Genomic DNA, 25,400 nt, shown 5'->3' with positions numbered 1-25,400 from the left:
ACGATCGCCGATAGATCTAATTGCGTAACTACACCGTCTTCGTCCGTATAATCGATATTCGTATCATCCGCATTTAATGCGATGGTCGTCAAGGTCTCCAGATCGGTAACATCGATGATGGTATCAACGCCGTCTTCATCGGTATATGTGAACGTTCCGTCCGTGTTGGCTACCACTGTAGTCAATGCTTCCAAGTTCGCAACGATCGCCGATAGATCTAATTGGGTAACTACACCGTCTTCGTCCGTATAATCGATATTCGTATCATCCGCATTCAAAGCGATGGTCGTCAAGGTCTCAAGATCGGTAACATCGATGATGGTATCAACGCCGTCTTCATCAGTATATGTGAACGTTCCGTCAGTATTGGCAATAATAGTAGTTAGTGTTTCTACCAGATTCAAACTCGATAAATTTGCAGTAACTACATTTCCATCTTCAATCTCTAATGACAAAATATTTGTAGATGTATCAAAAGTGAAGTTTTGCAATTGCTGATCATCAGTAGTCGTTAACTCCCAAGTGGTTCCATTCCAATAGTAAATAGTTCCTGTATCTGTATTAACATACAAATCTCCTAAATCTGCTCCTGCAGGAGTTACTGCCCCTGGCGCAGAAACATCTGTTCCCTGTAGTACTTCGCAATTACATTGATCTTCTAATGTAACCGTTGTTTGCGCCATTGAGATGCCGGACAACAATAAAGTAATAAATACCATTAGTCCTTTAATGGATTTACTTAGTGTTGTATTTGTTTGACTTTTCATACTCTTAATATTCAATTCCACCTTCAAAAATTCGTTGGTCATATAGGTTTTTCAAATTGTGTTTTCCAAAAATTTACTCGTCATCAAATCCGACAAGATGGATCTATGGTATTCACAATGCACAAATATTCATTATAAGTAGTGCACCCTAAAATAAATGTTGTGTAACTCATTATTAACACCATATACAAGCATAAAGATGAGGTTTGGGTATGTTAATTTTTTATAAAAAAGGACGGTTGTTTGTCGAAGATATTCGGTTATTTGAGTAGGTTTTTTCACTATTAAAATTCAAAGTATGTAAAATTTTAGAGATAATAAGCATTTATGATCAGTTGTAATTTTAATATGTTTTTATAAGTATAATCCTACATTTTAATAATACTTAACTTACTTATTTAAAAATTTTATGTATACAAATAGTTGTTTTTAATTTGCCTTTACACGATATGTAATTCGCCTATTTGTAATTACGGTTCTAACTTTTACAAAAAGTAAAGCTGCATTTGAAACTATTTCCGCGCACATATTACTGGAATTAGAAGCAAGTAATCTATATGAATATCCTTCTTTTAGTTTTGATACATTCAAAACTGTCAGAGTTGAAGTTTCCGTACCTGAATACTCTGAGTTATTTTCCAAATTAGTATAATTTACACCGTCTATACTCACTTGCCATTGAAAGGTATCTGCATTATTTACGGTTGAAATAAAAATTGCATCTTCTCCTTTAGATACAGTTTGATTTTGTGGTTGATCAGTAACAACTAGAGTTGCTGTAACTTGTAAAAAATCATCGTCGCCATTACCATCACCATCTGCTGATTTATCATAAGTTGCCGCAATTACAGAACCATTTGCATTAACTGCTGGGGAAGCAGAACCATACATTCCATTACTATCTAAATCAGCAGTTGAATCAGCATAGGCTTCATCAGCATCGTTACAGCCATCGCCATCACTATCATCATCTAAGTGATTAGGATTTTCGTCTCCATCATTTCTAAGAATTTGAGATTGACCGTTTTCTATCCAAACAGCATCTAAATCGCCATCATTATCCAAATCCCAAAGTCCGTTACCACCTTTGTTATTATTTGCTGCCTGCCCTAATTCCGCACCATTAGAAAATGACCCTCCTTGATTTAAAACAAAATCATTTTCATCACGCTTACGCATAAAAATATCGACCCAACCATCATCATTTACATCGGCAGCGGTACCATAATCACCATCTGTTGCAAATTGATTTAAACCATATTCCGTTACATTGTTACCAATACCTGTTGTGATATGGGTAAACAATAGATTCGGTGCCGGATTGGCGACCGTATGATCGGTATGATCAATAAAGTTGTTTCTTAACAATTCAATTCCCATATCATGATTATCAAAGAAAATGTCTAAATCACCATCTCCCTCAAAATCAAAGAAACCAACTCCTTCTGAATTTACTCCCGGTAAAACAATAGTTGCTCCCGATCTACCAATGGTTATTGGAGCTGAACCACCTGTACCATCCCCAAATGTGCCATTAGTATTCTAAATAAATATTTGAATTGCTTTTCTGGCATTATTATTACCAGATGAGTTGATAATAAAGTCCAGTTTTCCTTCATTATTAATATCTTCCCATACCGCTTGTCTCTCTGCCCAATCACCCAACATGCCGGGAACTAAGGTAGCTTGTACATTGGTAAACGTATTGTTACCATTGTTACGCATTAAAAAGCTTTTTATATTTTGGCTATTGTTATTCTCTAGTACGAGAACATCTAAATCACCATCGTTATCAAAATCTGACCAAGCATGTCCACCATCTTTGGGTTGACCAAAATCAAGACCAAATGAAGCTGCACTTTTTGTAAAAGTCGTTTGTGCTAAGATTGCCTTAGTAGATAATAAGGTTAAAACAACTAAACCTACATATCTAGATTTTATCCTTGTTAAGAGATATTCCCTCATTATAGTTTTTACACTGCCAATATGGGGGAAATATTTAGCATAATTTGATATTATAAAAATCAGCCAATAAAGTGAGGTCTAAAAATTAATGTTGCCAATGGTATTCAGAACAAGGTCAACACTCTATAAACTGTTTCCTGAGCTGTAAACCCTAATAAAACACAGAGCTAACAAAGATTATTTGTAAGAATTTACTTTCGTAATTTTAATTACCTTTGATACGATACGTAATATTTCTGTTGGTAATTACCGTATACGCTTTAATAATAATTTCTGGTGAGAATTCTGAAGTAGAGTTACTTCTAGTACCTGTAGTAGTTATTAAATCTCCTACAACGGTTCCTGAAGGTAAAGGAAAAACAAACTTGTATTTATTGGTGTTATCTGCGTTACCATCAATATCCGCATAAGAAGAAGTTGTTCCATCTTGATCATCGCTACTACCTTCTATTGCTGTACCTATATATGTTTGACCTTCACCATAGTCTTGTGTTAAACCTAACTGATTATCACCCAAGGTCGCCGTACCTTCATTTACATCTGTAAAGAATACTTCTACACTTGTACCAGGTGATGCCCAACCGGTAACAACCAAGTTGGTACCTGATATAAATGCCGAATTAATAACAGGAAAGTTTTCCAAATTATTAGGTCCTGAATCTGAATCTGAAGTATCATTTAATGTAACACCGTCCATATCTAAATCAATACCTAAACTTGGTGTTACTGTACCATTGGCGTAAATAGAATTTTGGCTTATCAAATTTGAATCTCCATCTATTATCGCTATTCCTGCTCCACCGTTTTGATAAATTATATTATTAGATATAGATGAACCATTACCTGCCAACTGTATTGCCATTTGCTGCGGATTTCCTTTACAATTACCCCCATCTTGACCTGAAGTTGTTAAGGAATTTTCCGTTATAACTATACTATCCACTTTATCCTCACCATCAATTGCAGCTGATGCCGAAGATTCTATTAAATTCTGTGTAATTATCACTCCGGTACCGTTTGCAAGTAAAATTGAATCATCACATGCCGAACTTCCATTATTTTCAAAATGATTATTTTGAATAATACTAGAGCTACCACCATCTATTAGTATGGCAGACTCAGTAATGGTTGAAAAGTAATTGCCATCTACATTGATTGTAGCATCTTTGTTCTCAACACCAACGTTTATATCGCCTGCATTATTTCCTGATGCGTCTACACCAATAAAATTTTGAACAATATTCAAAGAACCTTCTTCTGCCAATATTCCAGAATTTTTATCGGAAAAAATACTTAAGTTTCTAATCGTTACATTATTACCTTCTGAAGTAAATACATCACCTTTTTCTCTATGAACTTGAATTTCAGGGCTCTCGTAATTAGGCAAACTAGTGTTTGAAATACCTACAGAAGCTCCACTAGCACCTATAGTGCCTGAATTTGTATCACCGGAATATGCCGTTTGAGTTCTACCATCTATGACCGTATTAGTTCCCGTAATTACAGAAAGTTCATTTGAGTCATCTATAGTTATATCAAAATAACCAGCTACATTATAATTCACATCTGCGGTTCTACCATAGCTATCGCCGGTTGGGGGAATCATAAAAATAGACACATCTTCTTCTGCCCCTGGATCAAATATTGAATTTGCCTCTATGTCAAGACCTGTTTCTCCTAATGTATTACTGTTCAAAATAAATTGCTCAAGAGAACCCTGACCAAATTCGTTTGTATTTACAATGGTATTAAAATTAAAACCAAAATCTATATTGGCAACTCCACTACTGGCTATACTTACCAACGACAAACTTTGAGAATCTTCAAAAACACCTAATGCTGAATCGCTAAAAGCTTTAGGATCGGCACCACCAATTTCAGTCAGTACTTCAATAGTATTTGTTACATCACCATAAGTTCTGTATGTTTGAACAGGTACACAGGTGGTACAGTTAATTCCATTATCCCTATTAGACCTTACTGTCGAGTTTACTAATTTTACATAGTAATCTCCGTCTGCCATACCCCCAAAACTATAGTCACCACTTACTTTTGAATTTGTTCTTCTAACAAACGTACCGTCACTTCCATATAACTCTACAATGGCACTTGAAATACCCACACCATTGGCATCTGTCATATTTCTTCCTTGACCACCACCATAATTTACATCTTCAAAAACAGTACCTGCAATTAAATTAGATGGTACTTTTAAAACTACTGCGGCAGATATTAAAAAATCTTGACCTACATTAACATTTGCGGTTACTTGTGAATCTCCCGGAGAGATATAAGTAGAAATATCATACGTATCTAAATCTACACCATAAGCTGTATTATCATTATAATCTGGGGTGGTAGTATTATCATATATAGTAGAATTATATGCGTTATTACCTGTTTGCCCACCATCTCCTGAAAGCACAAAAGGTGGTTGATTTGCCTGATTTGTAATTGACAAACTCTCCCCATTTGGGTTTGTGGTACCAGAACTATTACCATCTAAGGTAGAATCTCCTTCCCAAGATAAAAATGATGCTTTGGCACCAGCACCAGCAATGGCATAAAAGCCATCTAGGGTAAATGAATTACCGTCATTACTTAAACCATCAAAACCTTGATAAAGATTAATATTTACTGCAGGTAGATTAGGATCTTCATAAAACACGAATAGTGTCCAACCACCCAAAACAGTTGCCGATGAACAGTATGTATTCGAATTATCAACGGATAATCCTGAAAAATCAAAAACATTGGTAGATGGGTTAGCCACACCTTCAACAATGTCCGTAACATCACTTACATAACCATAAAAATTTCTATTGGTCAACGTTGTCTGATATTGATAATTAGCGTTTACGGTTTGTCCTTCAAAAGTCACAGTACCATCTACAACAGTACTAGAATGTGCCCAATACAAATACGCTTTTTTAATGGTTCCAGTATTTGGAATTGGAGCTATTAATGTATTGGAAGATGACGTTGTTACTGAACAAGCATCTGTATTATTATCATTAGTTCTTAACGAACCACCAGTTGTTGAATAATCATAATAGCCATCAAACTCCTGAAATAAAGTTAAAGGGTCATTAGCTAAGATTTGAGAATTTATATATCCGTTCGCAACGTCGCTATAATCAACTGTGGCATATTGAGCGGTAGCATCTGAAAACCCTACTGTAAAATATTCTACCAATTCTGGCACACCATCATCTACAATAGGAACTGAAAATGTCTGTACATTACCCACTTCTCCAGTAAATGTTAATGTCCCATTTACAGAAATATAATCACTTACATTATTTGCCGTACCGTCATTTACCATATACTCCACTGTAAATGGCGTTTCTACAAAACCGAACAACCAACTATAACCGTGACGATCACGAACGTGAGTTACCGTAAAAATTGCGCTACCTGCATCTTCATCTATGTAAACATCTTCAACCACAATTTTTGGTCCTGGCGGAGAGCAACTAACGGTTGCTTGCCAACCATTACCTGTAGTATTGTTATTTGATGTAAATCTAAAAGTTAAACAACCATTGGTATTTGTTGCAAATATTTGGGAAGGAATATTGTCATTATCATATTGACCTATTAATGTAGCCCCCGTATTATTACCATCATAGACATACAATATATCTCCGGGTATTACATCAAACTGATCAAAACTTACTTGGGTATAATTGTCTGCTGTATCTGGACAAATGGTATACACTATATCTTCATTATCAGAATACCCATTTACCCCGCCTGAATCTAAAAATATATCATCGCAGGTTGTTGCTGACCCACCATCTGTTATAATAAGAGCGTCACTCGCTAAAATTGTACCAATAGCAGTATCTGATATATCTATGTTTGGATCGGAAGTAGATGTAAAAGAAAAACTAAAAGTTTCATCACCTTCAAAAATAGTATCGTCAGTAATAAATACAGTAATAGTTTCGGTATCCCAAATAGTACCATCAAAATTTAATGTTCCACTTGATGCCGTATAATCCTGACCTGCAATTGCTGATATATTCGAGGTTGTATAATTAACACTGTAAGGTCCGCTTGCCGCACTACCTCCATGTCTTACCGTAAATGTAGCTGTACCGGCATTTTCGTTTACAGTTACATCATCTACCAGCACTTCAGACCCAAATGTTGCTGTAAATTGAACATTATCAATATAAACAGTATCATTCGTTTGCCAATTTGTATCTCCTCGATAAAAAATAACTGCAGGATTTGAATCTATTTGTGCATTAGTCAAATTATATGTCAATGTTCCAGTACCACCATCTATTCTCTCTACAAAATTCCACTGGTTATTATCTGCATTATATATGTACACATCTATTGCCTCACCTCCTGCAGAATTTGCATCGTAATCCAATGTCAAAGTTGCGGATGAAGCTCCCGCTAAAGGAACAAATCGATAAATATATCTGTTATCAAGATTTCTGAAACGCAACCTACCTCCAGTGATTTGTATTCTTCCTCCCCAAGCATTACCGTCGTCACCACTTTCAAACCAGTCTGAACTAAAATTTTGAGTTCCTTCATTACTACCGTAAAAAGTACTAGTAAAAGTGTCTAAATAAGTCTCTTGTGCATAGAAACTTGTAGCACTTAATAGAAAAAACAAATAGAAAATACGCTTTAGACTCATAACCAATGTTAAGAAAACTGACATGCATTTAATTCTGCCATCAATATTCTTTGTAAAAATAACACTGCAATTATGCTAAGTCTAACTTATGTTGTGAAGTATGGTAATTACCGCATAAAAGGATAAAATGGTGCTGTCTACAGAATTAAATAGCATTTAAAATTCAGTGTTTTTCGTCGATTAACAATTTAAAAACAGAGCCTTACTGTTTTACATTTTATAATGAACGTATAGAAAATATTAAGGAAATAAAAAAAGAGCGACCTTAAAATAAGGTCGCTCTTTTTTTCTAAAATTAAAATTATATTATTCTACTATAATGAACTCTGATCTTCTGTTAATATCATGTTGAGCGGCAGAACATTTTACACCATCAGAACAATCGTTCAACAATTCAGATTCACCAAATCCTTCGCTAGTTAATCTATCTTTTGAAATACCCTCTTTAATCATATAGTTAACTGTTGATTCAGCTCTTTTATCTGACAACCATAAATTATAAGCTTCAGTACCTCTACTATCTGTATGAGCATTAACCTTTAATTTTAAACTAGGATATTTTTCCATTGCAGCAATTACCTTTTCAATTTCAACCTCAGAATCTTTTCTAATATTGTATTTATCAAAATCAAAATAGATAGTACTTAGTTGAAGTAGTTTAGATAAATCATCTCCAAAACCTGCAGTTATATTTTCTCTTTCAAGATAAAAGTCTATAATCTTCGGCTTTCCATCTGAAACACCAATATACTCTTCAAACGGCACATAACCTTCCATTAAAGCCCTTACAAAGTTTCCTTTGTTACAATCCAATTCAAGAGTGTAGTTACCGTCAGAATCAGTAGTCGTAGATAACAATTCTTCGTTATTATCATCTATAACTTTTATTGTAGCGCCTATTAAAACTTCATTAGAAATTTTATCCCTAACAGTACCATTCACCTTCTGTAAACAATCAAAAACTAAAGGTCGTGTTTCTGTAAAGCTATAAATATCATCATAACCCATACCTTCCTCTCGATTACTTGCAACATAACCAGTTCTTAATTCCTCATCAAAAATAAATGTAAAGTCATCTGTGTTACTATTCACAGGTTTGCCAACATTTAAAACTTTTCCACTAAAATCTTTCCTCTTTATATTGGTTGCAAACACATCTAAACCACCAAGACCAGGATGACCGTCTGATGAAAAATAAAGAATCTCTTCTGTTGTTACAAATGGGAAGGTTTCCCTTGCCTCTGTATTAATATTAGAACCTAAATTCTCAGGTGTACCAAAAGAACGGTCTTCATTGATAGTAACCATAAATAAATCTGAACCTCCCAATGTGCCCGGCATATCAGAAGCAAAATATAAAATTTTCTCATCAGGACTTAATGCAGGATTGGCCACCGAGTAAGAATCACTATTAAATGGTAGTTCTTCTACTTCTCCCCATACACCTTCATCGGTTAATACTGCTCTTAAAATCTTTAACCTAACAATACCTTTATCATCCTTTACCGTTTTTCTCTTTACAGAGTTATTTCGTGTAAAATACATTGTCTGACCATCTTTTGTAACTACGGATGTAGATTCGTGATAGCGTGTATTTATATTTTCATCTAATTTTTTTACATGATCAATCGATGAACTATCTGCATTTACTTCATATAAATCTAAAAAGTCTTTTGCATTCCATGTGTGACGGTATCTTGCAAAATTACCTGTATCCCTATCAGAAGAAAAAATTAATCCTTCTTTATAAAAGGAAGGTGCAAAATCTGAATAAGGAGAATTATATTCAAAAGGTCCTAAATTATACCTACCTGAATTCTCCTCTATTTCTGCCATAAAATCACGATCTTCATTAAATGCACTAGCACGTCCATCACTTTTTGTAAGTTGAATGAACTTGTTCATTACCTGAGTAGAGGAATCGTAATCACCTAAAGATTTTAGTGACTGTGCATATTTAAAATAATCTTCAACACTGACATCATCAGAATAATCAGTAACAAGATGTTTGTATGTTTCAGCGGCTTCTTTATAATCTGCATTATAATAGTAAGAATTGGCTAATTTCTTTAATAAATCAGCCGACACATAGCCTTTATCTAAAACCCTTTTATAGATATCTATAGCCGGACTAAAAGAATAAGATTCAAACTCTTCATTACCCTTTTCGATTAAGCGCTCTTGAGCCTGCACTACTCCTTGAAAGATTAGTACTAATAATATTACAAACTTAAATCTATGTTTCATAAATATGTATATCTTTTAGAAGAAGCGTGGTGAAACCAATTTTTGATAAGATTTTACCAAATCATATCTTAAAAGAACCTCAAAAGAACCATCGTTAAATTGAGTTCCTCCCAAATCTGTTGTTTCCCTATCGTATGCTAAACCTATCATAAATTGGTCTGAGATTTGGAATCCTGCCAATGCGCTTACCGCAGCATCCCATCTATAAGCTGCACCAAAAGTAAATTTTTCATTAAACATAAAATTCGCAGAAAAATCAACCTGTAGTGGAGCCCCTCCAACAACTTTAGTCAATAAAGCGGGCTTAAATTTTAAATTTCCGTTTAAATCAAAAACGTAACCTGTAATTAAATAAAAATTAATTCTGTCTTTAGATAAAAACTGGGTACTGTTGGCATCTCTCTGAGAATTATCAAAATGCTCAGTTTCAAATAAATTAGGGGCCGATAGCCCAGCGTAAAACTTATTAGAGTGATAATATATACCTACTCCTACATTAGGAGAAAATCTATTTTCTATATTATCAGAGCTTACAACTTCATCATCAAAATTTCGAAGCTGATTGAAGTCTAAATTCAATAAATTACCACCACCTTTTAAACCAAAGGAAAGTTTACCTTCTGCAGACACATCAATAGTATATGATAATACGATATCAAAATACGTCTCTTGAACAACTCCATTACCAATCTCATCATTAACAATAGAAACTCCATAACCAAGTTTACTATTTCTAATAGGTGATTGAATATTTAAAGTTTGTGTTTTTGGGGCACCTTCTAAACCAACCCACTGAGATCTATACAAACCCGTGATACTTAATTGACCCCTAGAGCCAGCATATGCAGGATTAATACTCATAGTATTATACATGTACTGTGTATACTGTGCGTCTTGTTGGGCAATAGCACTACTACAAATTACTAGTAAACCTCCGAACAGAAATAAAAACTTATTTTTAAAATTCATATGTTATAAACTATTATCTACTAATATACAGATATTCACTATCAACTTTACTTTCTCCTTCAAAGGTAGTATAATCAAATATATAGAAATAAATTCCGGCAGGAAGATAATCATCTGTACTTAATGTAGACCTTCCTCTTGATCTTCCGTCAAATACGTTATTTTGATTATTATAATTTTCACCCTCGTAAACCGCAACACCCCATCTGTTAAAAATCTTCAAAGTACTGCTACGAATCTTATCTACTCCTCTTATAAATAAAAATTCATTTTTACCATCACCATTTGGAGTAACCATTTGATTGACCTCGATAGGACTATCATCAGCTTCTGTAGAATCATTATCTACAACTAATATTTCTACGGTCGCCGTATCGCAATTCCCTTCTGCATCACAAACGGTATACTCTATTGTTTCCGTTCCTTCGAATCCATCATTTGGCGTATAAAAGATAGTATCGTCAGAAATATCATCAGGTGTTCCTCCATCGTTAATTTCAATAGTCCCATTTGATGGTTCAGTTACAGTTAACGTTCCATCTGTAGGTATTCCAAAATCATTATCTAAGATATCTATCTCTATCGGAGTGTCTAATGGAGTGGTTACGAAATCATTTACCACATCAAGTGCAACAGGCTCTCCTACGGTTATAGTTACAGTAGCAGTATCGCAATTTCCTTCTGCATCACAAACGGTATACTCTATTGTTTCAGTTCCTTCGAATCCATCATTTGGAGTATAAATAATACTATCGTCAGAAATATCATCAGGAGTTCCTCCATCGTTAATTTCAATAGTACCATTTGATGGATCGGTTACAGTTAACGTTCCATCTGCAGGTATTCCAAAATCATTATCAAGAATAGCTATTTCTATTGGAGTGTCTAATGGAGTAGATACGAAATCATCAATTACATCTAAATCTTCCATAGGTATCGTATCAGGATCTAAATAATCAGGAATACCATCATTATCGCTATCGTCATTGGTAGGGTCGCCATCATTGTTAGCGTCCTCGTCCGGTGTATCAATACCATCGCCATCGTCATCAAGGTCACGGTAATTTACATCCTCCGTTCCATCCGTATCAGGCAAGTCGTTCGCCGGATCGTTTATCTCATCGTTAACGTCGAAACCATCGTTCACATCGGATCCTTCGTAACCGTCGTCAAGTCCATCACCATCCGTATCTACACCGGTAAAGGTCTGGTCAGGGATTCCGTCAAAGTTGAAATCGTTGCCTTCGTTATTATCGAAAACCAAATCATTGTCACTGTCCAAATCAATATAATCCTCATTATCGGCACCATCCGTATTCACAGGTGTAAGTCCGTCAGGATATGCACTGTTGACGCCATTATTAGATGCATAAGTTGCAGCATCGTCCTCGTTAGGGGCAATGTAACCATCGGTCGTTTGGGCCTCTACGTTATCCGGAATGCCATCATCGTCACTATCGATATCAAGACGATTAGGTATTCCGTCACCATCCGTATCATTTTCCTCACATCCAATTCTAAAATCGGCCAAAGCATAATACTCACCGTTTTCACAACTCCAACCCGCAGAGAACTCCCTACCGTTAATTGACTCTATCTGTAGTTCAATCTTATCCAAATCTTGCAAGACCTGGACCAAATCACTTTCACTTCCACTCCATAAATTATCAGTCAATTCTATTTCAATCAACTCCCATTGACCGGAATTGGATAGTCCTTCTACATTAAAAGTACTTTCAACCAAAATGCCCGAACCTTGTAAGATTATTTGCATTGAACCCGCAACAGCCTGTTGAGGTCCAATTCCATCAGGAGTACCATCAATCCAATAAAAAGACAATTTTTTCCCTAAAGGATCGGAAATTTGTAAGTTCAGGTTATCTGGACTTTCTACAAACATATCCCCTCCTACAGGATCGCTCATCATTATAAAATTGCCGTTGAAGAACTCTGGCACAATGTCCATAGTACAACCCTCATTGGTAAATAATTCTGTTGAATGAACCATAAATGGACCTAAATCAGAACCAGTATTAAGATTGTCTCCTATCCAACCTTCGTTGTCATTTTCAAAACTTATCCTAACTCCCGTTGAACAGCTTTCCTCGACTACATCTAAAATACCATCGTTATCATCATCTAAATCTACTGAATCAGGTACACCATCCCCATCGGTATCCAATCCGTCATCAGTACCGGTATTATTATCAGGATCTAAATAATCAGGAATACCATCATTATCGCTATCGTCATTGGTAGGGTCGCCATCATTGTTGGCGTCCTCGTCCGATGTATCAATACCATCGCCATCGTCATCAAGGTCACGGTAATTTACATCCTCAGTACCATCGGTATCAGGCAAGTCGTTCGCCGGATCGTTTATCTCATCGTTAACGTCGAAACCATCGTTCACATCGGATCCTTCGTAACCGTCGTCAAGTCCATCACCATCCGTATCTACACCGGTAAAGGTCTGGTCAGGGATTCCGTCAAAGTTGAAATCGTTGCCTTCGTTATTATCGAAAACCAAATCATTGTCACTATCAAGATCTCTGTAATCTGGCTCTTCGTCTGTATCCGTATTGACCATGTCAATCCCTTCATTACCGGAACCTTCATATGCATCATCAAGACCATCTTTATCACTATCCAATCCTGAGGGAGAAATATAACCATCAGTTAACTGACCTTCAATGTTATCTGGAATACCATCATTATCAGAATCTATATCCCTATAATCTGGCTTAGTATCACCATCAGCACTGTATTGTGGCTCTATACCACCTTGACCATATACTTCATCCAGACCATCACGAGTGCTATCAATACCATCAGGTGCAATATATCCGGATGTAGATTGGGCTTCATAATTATCTAAAATTCCATCATTATCAGAATCAATATCATGAAAATCTGGTATACCGTCTCCATCAGTATCAATAGGACTCAAACCGCTTTCATAAGAATCATCTATACCATTGTTATCATTATCACCTACCGGAGGTATATAACCTTCGGAAGTCTGAGCCTCAACCTTATCTTTAATTCCATCATTATCAGAATCAAAATCTCTATAATCAGGATATGAATCTGAATCTGAATTGATTGGAATTATCCCAAAACCAAAACTTCCTTCATAAACATCATCAAGTCCGTTTTGATTAAGATCAAGTCCCGAAGGAGCAACATATTCCAAATATGGTTGAGATTCTACATTATCCCTTATACCATCTATATCAGAATCAAAATCTAAAAAATCAACTATCGCAGCTTTATCTGAATTAATTGGAATTATCCCAAATCCATAAGCTCCTTCATAGACATCATCAAGACCGTTATTATTATCATCTATACCTGAAGAAGGCACAAAATCAGAAGTACGCTGACCTTCGTAATTATCAAGTATTCCATCTCCATCCGAATCTATATCTAAATAATTTGGAATACCATCGCCATCTCTATCAGAAGGATTTGTAAGATAATTTCCATCTCCATCTTCATTTTGATCTTCTACAGAATCTAAAATTCCATCATTATCCTTATCAACATCCTCAACAGATTGCATTACGTAATCTAATACATTGTTGAAATCCTTTGTTTCGTTAGCAGAACCTAATGCTCCAAAAAAGATTAGAATTGAAAATGTAAATAAATAAGAAAATCTACCGGTACATAAACCGTTTATTTTAAAAAAAGTAATTTTACCCATAAGTGTTAGTGTTTTACTAATCACCATGGCATTTGGCAGTGTTTTATTTTAGTTCGTTATAAGAAATTGGGGCTATCTTAATTAACGCTGCTAAGATATGTTATAATTAAATTAAGTCAAATTCTTTTTCGATTAACCAAGGAAATAAAGGGGTAATCTGCAAAAAACGAAGGTTAATTCATTAAGAATATTTAACCTTTCAATATTAAATACGTTACAAAAGGAATAAAAGACTATCCGATTTTAATTCTAATAATGTCATTTACGGTAAATAAATTTTAAAACACTCATTTTTAAATTATTACAAAATTTAACAGATAAAATTTATAGCATATTGAACTAGATACTAAGTATTAGATTTATATTACTTTTGCACAAATTTTGAATATGACCTTTAAGCAAGAAATAGCACGCAGACGAACTTTCGGTATAATTTCTCACCCAGATGCGGGTAAAACTACCTTAACTGAAAAATTATTACTATTTGGAGGTGCAATTCAAGAAGCTGGAGCTGTTAAAAACAATAAAATTAAAAAAACAGCCACAAGTGATTTCATGGAAATTGAAAGACAAAGAGGTATTTCTGTAGCCACATCTGTGCTTGCCTTTAATTATAAGGATAAAAAGATCAACATTCTTGACACACCTGGTCACAAAGATTTTGCCGAAGATACTTTTAGAACTTTAACCGCTGTCGATAGTGTTATAGTTGTAATAGATGTTGCTAAAGGTGTTGAAGAGCAAACCGTAAAGTTGGTCGAAGTATGTCGTATGCGAAAGATACCCATGTTGGTATTCATAAATAAATTAGATAGAGAAGGGCAAGATGCTTTTGACCTATTAGACGAATTAGAACAGAAACTAGGACTTTCAGTTACTCCTTTGAGTTTTCCTATTGGAATGGGGTATGATTTTAAAGGTATTTACAACATTTTCGAAAAGAATATCAATTTATTTAGCGGTGATAGCAAAAAAAATATCGAGGAAACTATTGCATTTGATGATGTAACAAATCCGGAATTAGACAATATTATAGGCAGTAAAGCAGCCACCGACTTAAGAGATAATTTAGATTTAGTTTGGGGTGTTTACCCAAATTTCGACAAAGAGCTTTATTTAAAAGGTGATCAGCAACCAGTTTTCTTTGGTTCTGCACTAAATAATTTTGGAGTTAGAGAGCTGTTAGATTGCTTCGTTCAAATCGCCCCTACTCCACGTGCTAAAAATGCGGAAGAGCGGCTGGTAGAAGCTGAAGAAAAGGCAATGACCGGATTTGTATTTAAAATTCATGCCAACATGGACCCTAAACACAGGGATAGACTAGCATTTATAAAAATAGTATCGGGTACTTTTGAAAGAAATAAACCATACCTACATGTTAGAAATGGCAAAAAGTTAAAATTTTCTAGTCCAAATGCATTTTTTGCAGAAAAGAAAGAGATAGTAGATTTCTCTTATCCTGGAGACATCGTAGGCTTGCATGATACAGGAAATTTCAAAATCGGAGACACTCTAACTGAAGGTGAAAATCTTCATTACAAAGGTATTCCGAGCTTTTCTCCTGAACATTTCAGATATATTAATAATGCAGACCCAATGAAGTCTAAGCAGCTTAATAAAGGTATAGACCAATTAATGGACGAAGGTGTGGCCCAGTTATTTACGCTAGAATTGAATGGTAGAAAAATTATTGGAACTGTTGGCGCTTTACAATTTGAAGTTATTCAATACAGACTTGAGCATGAATATGGAGCCAAATGTAGTTATGAGAACTTTAATGTTCATAAAGCATGTTGGGTAGGCACAGAAAACAGAAAGACAGATGAGTTCAAAGAATTTGAACGTGTGAAACAGAAATTCTTAGCAAAAGATAAAAAGGGTCAATTAGTATTTCTAGCGGATTCTCAATTCTCCTTACAAATGACTCAACAAAAATATCCATCAGTAAAGTTTCATTTCACCTCTGAATTTGAATAAAAAAAAGCCCAACTTATAAGTTGGGCTTTTTTTTATGCTTCACCGGTAGGACCAAAATTCATTGGTATTGATGGTTGTTCATAATCTTTTATAGTTCCATTGGCTTTCTCAAACCTTTGCACATTATCGTTTAATGCTTTTAGAAACTTTTTAGCATGTTGCGGGGTAAGTATAATTCTACTTTTAACCTTTGCCTTTGGTGCTCCTGGCATCATACTAATAAAATCAACTACAAATTCAGAAACTGAATGATTAATAATAGCTAGATTAGAATAAATTCCCTCTGCCATCTTCTCATCCAATTCAATATTTATTTGTTTTTGATTCGGATTTTTATTGTCACTCATACTATAATTTTATTAAAAAAATAACCCCCAAATAAAATTTGAGGGTTACTATTAATTTAGAATCTTAATGCCTCTTTTCTGGCCATTATTTCATCATATTCTTCCTTAGAGCCAACGATTATGCTATCATAGTCTCTCATACCCGTACCAGCCGGAATCTTATGACCAACAATAACATTCTCCTTAAGACCTTCTAATGTATCAATCTTACCACTTACAGCAGCCTCATTTAATACTTTAGTTGTTTCTTGGAACGATGCAGCAGAAATAAATGATTTCGTTTGTAACGATGCTCTAGTAATACCTTGTAGTATTGGTGTTGCAGTTGCCGAAACAGCATCTCTAGCTTCAACCAATGCCTTATCTCCACGTCTCAATAAAGAATTTTCATCTCTTAACTCTCTAGGAGTAACAATTTGACCTGGTTTAAGGTTGTCAGAATCACCCGCTTCCATTACTACTTTCTTACCAAAGATTTCATCATTCTCTCTAATAAAATCATCTTTATGAATCAATTGATTCTCTAGGAAAATAGTATCACCTGGATCTTGAATTCTTACTTTACGCATCATTTGTCTAACAACGACTTCAAAGTGCTTATCATTAATCTTCACACCTTGTAATCTATAAACTTCCTGCACTTCATTTACTAAGTACTGTTGTACAGCTGATGGACCTTTAATTGCCAAGATATCTTCTGGAGTAATAGAACCATCTGATAATGGCATACCCGCTCTAACATAATCATTTTCTTGAACTAAGATTTGATTAGAAAGTTTTACAAGATATTTCTTCACCTCACCTAATTTAGATTCAATGATAATTTCTCTGTTACCTCTCTTAATCTTACCAAAAGAAACTACACCATCAATTTCAGAAACTACTGCTGGATTAGATGGATTTCTTGCTTCAAATAATTCAGTAACTCTTGGAAGACCACCAGTAATATCACCTGCCTTAGCAGACTTACGCGGAATCTTAACCAAAGTTTTACCTTCTTTAATCTTATCTCCATCATCAACCATAATGTGAGAACCTACCGGTAGGTTATAAGAACGTAAAGTTTCACCTTTTGCATCTTGAATCAATAATGTTGGAATCAACTTCTTGTTTCTAGATTCTGAAATCACTTTCTCTTGGAAACCGGTCTGTTCATCAATTTCTACTTGATAAGTTACACCTTGCTCAATGTTTTCGTAAGCAATCTTACCTGGGAATTCAGAAACAATTACACCGTTATATGGATCCCAAGAACAAATCACATCGCCTTTAGTAACCTTAGCTCCGTTCTTAACAAATAATTGAGAACCATAAGGTATATTACTTGTACTTAAAGTAATACCCGTTTTAGCATCTACAACTTTGATTTCACTTGTTCTAGAAATCACAATTTCTGCAGGATTACCATCAGAACCTTCACCTGTTACAGTTCTAAGGTCTTCAATTTCAGCAATACCTGAGAATCTTACTTCTAATTTATTATCTTCAGAAATGTTACCTGCAATACCACCTACGTGGAATGTTCTAAGTGTAAGCTGTGTTCCTGGCTCACCAATTGACTGAGCAGCAACAACACCAACGGCTTCACCTCTTTGTACCATTTTATTGGTAGAAAGGTTTCTACCATAACATTTAGCACATATTCCCTTTTCAGCCTCACATGTAAGCGCTGAACGAACTTCGATTTTTTCAATCGGAGAAGCTTCAACTCTCTTCACATCAGCTTCCATAATTTGCTGACCAGCTTGAAGAACTAACTCCTCAGTCATTGGGTTATATACATCATGTAATGATACACGACCTAAAATTCTTTCACCTAAGCTTTCAACGATTTCTTCATTCTTCTTAAGCGCCTGAACTTCTACACCTCTAAGTGTTCCACAATCTTCTGTATTAATAATTACATCTTGAGAAACATCAACTAGCCTTCTTGTTAAGTAACCTGCATCTGCCGTTTTCAAAGCGGTATCTGCAAGACCCTTACGAGCACCGTGAGTAGAAATAAAGTACTCAAGAATAGAAAGACCTTCCTTAAAGTTAGAAAGAATCGGGTTTTCAATAATCTCCCCACCACCGGCAGTAGATTTTTTAGGCTTAGCCATTAAACCACGCATACCTGTTAACTGACGAATCTGTTCTTTAGAACCCCTTGCACCAGAATCAAGCATCATATATACCGAGTTGAAACCTTGCTGATCCTCACGGATACGTTTCATAGCCAACTCAGTTAATTGAGCGTTAGTAGATGTCCAAACATCAATAACCTGATTATATCTTTCGTTGTTGGTTATAAGACCCATATTATAATTGGACATAATACCATCTACCTGAACATTGGCTTCACCAATCATGTCCATCTTCTCAGCAGGAATAATAATATCCCCTAAACTAAAGGACAATCCACCTTTGAAAGCGAATTCATAACCCATAGTCTTAATCTTATCTAAGAATGCAGCTGTAACAGGTACACTTGTTACGGCTAAAATATCACCGATGATATTTCTTAAGGCTTTCTTATTCAATACTTGGTTAATAAAACCTGCCTCTTCTGGAACGTGATTATTAAATAATACACGACCAACGGTTGTAGGAATGATTTTATAAACTAGCTCACCTTCTTCATTGAAATCTTTAGCTCTAACTTTTATACCTGCATTAAGATTTACCATACCTTCATTGAAAGCAATCTCTACTTCTTCTGCTGAGTAAAAAGTTAATCCTTCACCAATAATTGGAACTTCTGGTGTTGATTTACGCTCTTTGGTCATATAATAAAGACCCAAGACCATATCCTGTGATGGTACCGTAATAGGTGAACCATTAGCAGGGTTTAATATATTTTGAGAAGCAAGCATCAATAATTGCGCTTCTAAAATAGCTTCTGGTCCTAATGGTAAGTGAACCGCCATTTGATCCCCATCAAAATCCGCATTAAATGCAGTACATGCCAATGGGTGAAGACGTATTGCTTTACCTTCTATTAATTTTGGTTGGAATGCTTGAATACCTAAACGGTGTAATGTAGGAGCCCTGTTCAATAAAACTGGGTGACCTTTCAATACATTCTCTAAAATATCCCAAACTACGGGCTCTTTTTTGTCTATTATTTTCTTAGCAGACTTTACTGTTTTTACAATACCTCTTTCAATCAGTTTTCTGATTACGAAAGGCTTGTACAACTCAGCAGCCATATCTTTTGGAAGACCACACTCGTATAAGTTCAGTTCTGGGCCTACAACAATTACCGAACGTGCAGAGTAATCAACACGCTTACCAAGTAAGTTTTGACGGAAACGACCTTGCTTACCTTTCAATGAATCTGAAAGTGATTTCAATGGTCTGTTAGATTCAGTCTTTACAGCAGAAGCCTTTCTTGTGTTATCAAACAAAGAATCTACCGCCTCCTGAAGCATACGCTTCTCATTTCTAAGAATAACTTCTGGAGCTTTTATCTCAACTAATCTTTTAAGACGGTTGTTACGTATAATAACCCTTCTATAAAGATCATTTAAATCTGAAGTTGCAAAACGACCACCATCTAACGGAACTAATGGACGTAATTCTGGTGGTATAACCGGAATTACCTTCATAATCATCCATTCTGGCTCGTTTTCTCTATTCTCTTGAGATTCTCTTAAAGCTTCTACAACTTGTAAACGCTTTAAAGCTTCAGTTTTACGTTGCTTAGAAGTTTCTGTATTAGCTTTATGTCTTAGCTCAAAAGAAAGCTCTTTAAGATTGATTCTACCTAATAAATCAATTAAACACTCTGCTCCCATTTTAGCAATAAACTTATTTGGGTCAGAATCTTCTAAATATTGATTTTCTTGAGGAATAGTATCAATAATATTTAAATACTCTTCTTCAGTCAAGAAATCCATTTTTTGGATCTCTTCACCTTCAGGACCTTTAGCTATACCTGGCTGAATTACTACGTAACGTTCGTAGTAAATAATCATATCCAATTTCTTGGAAGGCAAACCTAATAAGTATCCTATTTTATTTGGTAGAGAACGGAAATACCAGATATGAGCAACTGGCACAACCAAGTTAATATGACCTACACGGTCTCTACGAACTTTTTTCTCTGTAACCTCTACACCACAACGGTCACATACGATCCCACGGTAACGAATACGCTTATATTTACCACAAGCACACTCATAATCCTTTACAGGACCAAAAATACGCTCACAGAATAAACCATCACGTTCTGGTTTGTGAGTTCTATAGTTAATTGTTTCAGGCTTTAAAACTTCACCTCTAGACTCTGCCAAAATAGATTCTGGCGAAGCTAATCCTATTGAAATTTTATCGAACCTTTTTACTGGGTTATTATCTTTTATTCTAGCCATAATAGCGTGCTGATAATGTTTTAATTTGTTTTACTTAATAGTTCTTCAATATAAAATATTGAACTATTCCTCAAGTCTAATATCCAAACCTAATCCCTTAAGTTCGTGCATTAAAACGTTGAAAGATTCTGGTAAACCAGGCTCTGGCATTGTTTCTCCTTTAACAATAGATTCGTAGGTTTTAGCTCTTCCGATAACATCATCAGATTTAACCGTTAAAATCTCACGTAAAGTTGCAGATGCACCATATGCCTCTAGTGCCCAAACTTCCATCTCTCCAAAACGCTGACCACCAAATTGAGCTTTACCACCCAATGGTTGTTGTGTAATTAAAGAGTATGGTCCTATTGAACGAGCATGCATCTTATCATCTACCATGTGTCCAAGTTTCAACATATAAATCACACCTACTGTTGCAGGTTGATCAAAACGTTGTCCAGTTCCACCATCATATAAGTATGTATGTCCAAATCTTGGAATACCTGCTTCGTCAGTGTAAGCATTAATCTGATCTAAAGTAGCACCATCAAAAATTGGTGTAGCGTACTTTCTACCAAGTTTAAGACCAGCCCAACCTAATACAGTTTCATAAATCTGTCCAATGTTCATACGAGAAGGTACACCCAATGGATTAAGAACGATATCTACAGGAGTTCCATCTTCCAAGAACGGCATATCTTCATGACGTACAATTCTAGATACAATACCTTTGTTACCGTGTCTACCTGCCATCTTATCACCAACTTTAAGCTTACGCTTTTTAGCAATATAGACTTTAGCCAACTTCATAATACCAGCTGGCAACTCATCACCAACAGATATTGTAAACTTATCTCTTCTTAAGTTACCTTGTAAATCGTTAAGTTTAATTTTATAGTTATGAAGTAAATCAGCTACTAATGAATTAGTATCTCTATCCGTTGTCCAGCTTCCACCAACCAAGTGAGCGAAATCATCAACAGAGTTTAACATTTTCATTGTATACTTCTTACCCTTAGGTAATACTTCTTCTCCTAAATCATTAAGAACACCTTGAGAAGTTTTACCATTAACAATAGTAAATAATTTCTCAACTAGAACATCTTTCAATTCTTGGAATTTAACTTCATATTCCAATTCTAATTTAGAAAGCTCTTCTTTATCTTCAGAACGTTTTCTCTTATCCTTTACAGATCTAGAAAACAATTTCTTATCGATAACAACACCTCTTAAAGAAGGCGAAGCTTTTAATGAAGCATCTTTTACATCACCAGCTTTGTCACCAAAAATAGCACGTAACAATTTTTCTTCAGGAGTTGGATCAGATTCTCCTTTTGGAGTAATCTTACCAATTAGAATATCACCAGGTTTAACTTCGGCACCTATTCTGATCATACCGTTTTCATCAAGGTCTTTTGTAGCCTCTTCAGAAACGTTAGGTATATCATGCGTAAGCTCCTCTGCTCCTAATTTAGTATCTCTAACATCTAAAGAATACTCATCAACATGTATAGAAGTGAAAATATCATCACGAACAACTTTCTCTGAAATTACAATTGCATCCTCAAAGTTGTATCCTTTCCATGGCATAAATGCCACTGTTAAGTTTCTACCTAATGCTAATTCACCTTTTTCAGTTGCATAACCTTCACAAAGAACTTGACCTTTTTTAACTCTATCGCCAACTTGTACAATTGGTTTTAGGTTAATGTTTGTACCCTGGTTCGTCTTTCTAAACTTCACCAAGAAATAAGTCTTACTATCGTCTTCGAAACTGATCAATCTTTCCTCATCAGTTCTATCATACTTAATAGTAACTTTTTGAGCATCTACATACTCAATAACCCCATCACCTTCAGCATTAATCAATACTCTTGAATCTGAAGCTACTTGACGCTCTAAACCTGTACCAACAATCGGAGATTGTGGTTTTAATAAAGGAACTGCTTGACGCATCATGTTTGATCCCATCAAAGCCCTGTTTGCATCATCATGTTCCAAGAAAGGAATTAAAGATGCAGATATAGATGCAATTTGATTAGGTGCAACATCAGTATATTGAATTTCTGATGGGTCAACAACAGGGAAATCACCTTCCTCTCTTGCAATAACCTTTTCAGCATCAATTGTACCATCTTCCTTCATAGGAATGTTTGCTTGCGCAATTTTCATTCCCTCTTCCTCTTCAGCACTTAAATATGCGAAATTCTTGTAGTCAACTACAGAATCTGTAACTTTTCTATATGGTGTCTCTAAGAAGCCCATCGGATTTACTTTCGCAAATACAGATAATGAAGATATCAAACCAATGTTTGGACCTTCAGGAGTTTCAATAGGACATAAACGACCGTAGTGTGTATAGTGAACATCACGTACTTCGAAACCTGCACGTTCTCTAGATAAACCACCTGGCCCTAGTGCAGATAGTCTTCTTTTGTGCGTAATCTCTGCTAATGGATTCGTTTGATCCATAAACTGAGATAACTGGTTTGTACCAAAGAAAGAATTAATAACTGAAGATAATGTCTTAGCGTTAATCAAATCTATAGGTGTAAATACCTCATTATCACGAACATTCATACGCTCACGGATTGTTCTCGCCATACGTGCAAGACCAACACCGAATTGAGAAGACAATTGCTCACCTACCGTTCTAACACGACGGTTAGACAAGTGATCAATATCATCAATCTCAGCTTTTGAGTTAATTAACTCAATTAAATATTTAATAATAGTTATGATATCTTCTTTAGTCAAGACTTGCTTGTCCATTCCAATATCCAACTGTAATTTTTTGTTCATTCTGTAACGACCAACTTCACCTAAGTTGTAACGTTGATCAGAGAAGAATAATTTATCTATGATACCACGTGCTGTTTCCTCATCTGGCGGCTCAGCATTACGTAATTGACGATAGATATGCTCAACTGCTTCTTTTTCAGAGTTCGTTGGATCTTTCTGTAATGTATTATGAATAATAGCATAATCAGACTGCGCATTATTCTCTTTATGCAAAAGAATAGTTTTTACATCCGCATCTATAATTTCGGCTATATGTTCTTTTTCAAGAATAGTATCTCTATCAAGAACGATTTCATTACGTTCAATCGATACTACCTCACCAGTATCCTCATCTACAAAATCCTCGTGCCAAGTGTTCAAAACTCTTGCCGCTAATTTACGACCAAGTACTTTTTTAAGTCCGGCATTAGAAACTTTAACTTCTTCCGATAGGTCAAAAATCTCTAAAATATCTTTATCACGTTCAAAACCAATAGCTCTAAACAATGTAGTAACCGGTAATTTTTTCTTTCTATCGATATAAGCATACATAACGCCATTAATATCGGTAGCAAATTCTATCCAAGAACCTTTAAAAGGAATTACCCTAGCAGAATATAATTTTGTTCCATTTGCATGGAAAGACTGTCCAAAGAATACACCAGGAGAACGGTGCAACTGAGAAACAACAACCCTTTCTGCGCCATTGATAACAAAAGTACCACTTGGAGTCATATAAGGAATCGTACCTAAATAAACATCTTGTACAATTGTTTCGAAATCCTCATGTTCCGGATCCGTACAATATAATTTAAGACGTGCTTTTAAAGGAACGCTGTAAGTAAGACCACGCTCGATACATTCTTGAATAGAATATCTTGGTGGATCTATGAAATAATCTAAAAATTCCAATACAAACTGATTTCTTGTATCAGTAATTGGAAAGTTTTCCATGAAGGTGTTATAAAGACCTTCGTTACCTCTTTCATCTGATTTAGTCTCTAGTTGAAAAAAGTCTTGGAAAGATTTAATCTGAATATCTAAGAAATCCGGGTAATCCGGTGTGTTTCTTGCGGAAGCGAAGCTTATTCTTTCAGTATTATTTGTGAACATCTACGGACAGTGTTTTGATCGTGAGTACTAAATGAGTAGTATACTTCTTAATATACCTAATTCTATAAAATGGCTTAGGTCTAAACGCAAAAAGCGCAAAGACCTAAACCAAAAGTAATATGGTTGTTGCTATTATTTAAGCTCAACTTCTGCTCCAGCTTCTTCCAATGATTTTTTGATACCTTCAGCTTCATCTTTAGAAACTGCTTCTTTAACAGCTTTTGGTGCGCTGTCAACGATATCTTTCGCATCTTTCAAACCTAAACCAGTTAATTCTTTAACCAATTTAACTACTGCTAATTTAGAAGCACCTGCTGCTTTCAATATTACATCGAATTCAGTTTTCTCATCTGCTGCTTCACCAGCTTCACCACCACCACCGGCAGCTACCGCTACTGCTGCTGCCGCAGGCTCAATACCGTATTCATCTTTTAATATATCAGCTAACTCGTTTACTTCTTTAACTGTTAAGTTAACTAATTGTTCTGCGAAATCTTTTAAATCTGCCATTTTCTATCGTTTAATAAA

Annotated in this window: 12 protein-coding genes and 1 pseudogene; 2 read left to right on the top strand and 11 right to left on the bottom strand. The window is 35.3% G+C overall.

The genetic code is table 11. From position 1 onward, the window contains the following. Together PXD56_RS16460 and PXD56_RS16455 are read right to left on the bottom strand one after the other, a co-directional pair. Positions 1-809, bottom strand: a pseudogene (locus PXD56_RS16460) (hypothetical protein); the annotation flags it as partial. Positions 810-1,196: 387 nt separating this feature from the next. Then, positions 1,197-2,147: an FG-GAP repeat domain-containing protein gene (locus PXD56_RS16455; protein ID WP_276494428.1), complete on the bottom strand. Its 951-nt coding sequence runs from the start codon at positions 2,145-2,147 to the stop codon at positions 1,197-1,199. Between the two features lie 19 nt (positions 2,148-2,166). Between PXD56_RS16455 and PXD56_RS16450 the strand changes: the two genes are divergently transcribed. Beyond that, positions 2,167-2,313 (top strand): hypothetical protein, encoded by a 147-nt coding sequence (locus PXD56_RS16450; protein WP_276494427.1) that lies wholly within the window; start codon positions 2,167-2,169, stop codon positions 2,311-2,313. Here PXD56_RS16450 and PXD56_RS16445 read toward each other — a convergent pair. From PXD56_RS16445 to PXD56_RS16425, 5 genes are all read right to left on the bottom strand, one after another. Then, positions 2,310-2,732 (bottom strand): FG-GAP repeat domain-containing protein, encoded by a 423-nt coding sequence (locus PXD56_RS16445; protein WP_276494426.1) that lies wholly within the window; start codon positions 2,730-2,732, stop codon positions 2,310-2,312. The two genes, PXD56_RS16450 and PXD56_RS16445, sit on opposite strands and share 4 nt — an antisense overlap. 205 nt (positions 2,733-2,937) lie before the next feature. Next, the gene (locus PXD56_RS16440) at positions 2,938-7,419 is read right to left on the bottom strand and encodes a Calx-beta domain-containing protein (protein ID WP_276494425.1); all 4,482 of its coding nucleotides are present in this window, start codon (positions 7,417-7,419) and stop codon (positions 2,938-2,940) included. 282 nt (positions 7,420-7,701) lie between these two features. Next, entirely contained in the window at positions 7,702-9,642 is a 1,941-nt protein-coding gene (locus PXD56_RS16435; protein ID WP_276494424.1) for an OmpA family protein, read from the bottom strand. A gap of 15 nt (positions 9,643-9,657) precedes the next feature. Beyond that, on the bottom strand, positions 9,658-10,611 hold the full coding sequence (locus PXD56_RS16430; protein ID WP_276494423.1) for a PorP/SprF family type IX secretion system membrane protein: 954 nt from the start codon (positions 10,609-10,611) through the stop codon (positions 9,658-9,660). A gap of 13 nt (positions 10,612-10,624) precedes the next feature. Continuing rightward, positions 10,625-14,320, bottom strand: a complete 3,696-nt coding sequence (locus PXD56_RS16425) for an Ig-like domain-containing protein (protein ID WP_276494422.1) — start codon at positions 14,318-14,320, stop codon at positions 10,625-10,627. A 387-nt stretch (positions 14,321-14,707) separates the two neighbouring features. On the opposite strand from PXD56_RS16425, the gene PXD56_RS16420 reads away from it, so the two are divergent. Further along, positions 14,708-16,297: a peptide chain release factor 3 gene (locus tag PXD56_RS16420; protein ID WP_276494421.1), complete on the top strand. Its 1,590-nt coding sequence runs from the start codon at positions 14,708-14,710 to the stop codon at positions 16,295-16,297. 32 nt (positions 16,298-16,329) lie between these two features. Here the strand turns inward: PXD56_RS16420 and PXD56_RS16415 are convergent, their stop codons facing one another. The 4 genes from PXD56_RS16415 to rplL all read right to left on the bottom strand — a co-directional run bounded on the left by PXD56_RS16415 (position 16,330) and on the right by rplL (position 25,382). After that, positions 16,330-16,644: a DUF3467 domain-containing protein gene (locus PXD56_RS16415; protein WP_073247363.1), complete on the bottom strand. Its 315-nt coding sequence runs from the start codon at positions 16,642-16,644 to the stop codon at positions 16,330-16,332. Between the two features lie 56 nt (positions 16,645-16,700). Then, positions 16,701-20,999: a DNA-directed RNA polymerase subunit beta' gene (gene rpoC, locus PXD56_RS16410; RefSeq protein ID WP_276494420.1), complete on the bottom strand. Its 4,299-nt coding sequence runs from the start codon at positions 20,997-20,999 to the stop codon at positions 16,701-16,703. Between the two features lie 63 nt (positions 21,000-21,062). After that, on the bottom strand, positions 21,063-24,872 hold the full coding sequence (gene rpoB / locus PXD56_RS16405) for a DNA-directed RNA polymerase subunit beta (RefSeq protein ID WP_276494419.1): 3,810 nt from the start codon (positions 24,870-24,872) through the stop codon (positions 21,063-21,065). 132 nt (positions 24,873-25,004) lie between these two features. Then, a complete protein-coding gene (gene rplL, locus PXD56_RS16400; RefSeq protein WP_276494418.1) occupies positions 25,005-25,382 on the bottom strand; it encodes a 50S ribosomal protein L7/L12 in 378 nt (125 codons plus the stop codon). Positions 25,383-25,400 lie beyond the last annotated feature (18 nt).

The sequence above is a fragment of the Maribacter zhoushanensis genome (genome assembly GCF_029350975.1).
GTDB lineage: Bacteria > Bacteroidota > Bacteroidia > Flavobacteriales > Flavobacteriaceae > Maribacter > Maribacter zhoushanensis.
The sequence above is the reverse complement of the archived record's forward strand: the minus strand, read 5'-3'. Positions and strand labels throughout refer to the sequence as shown.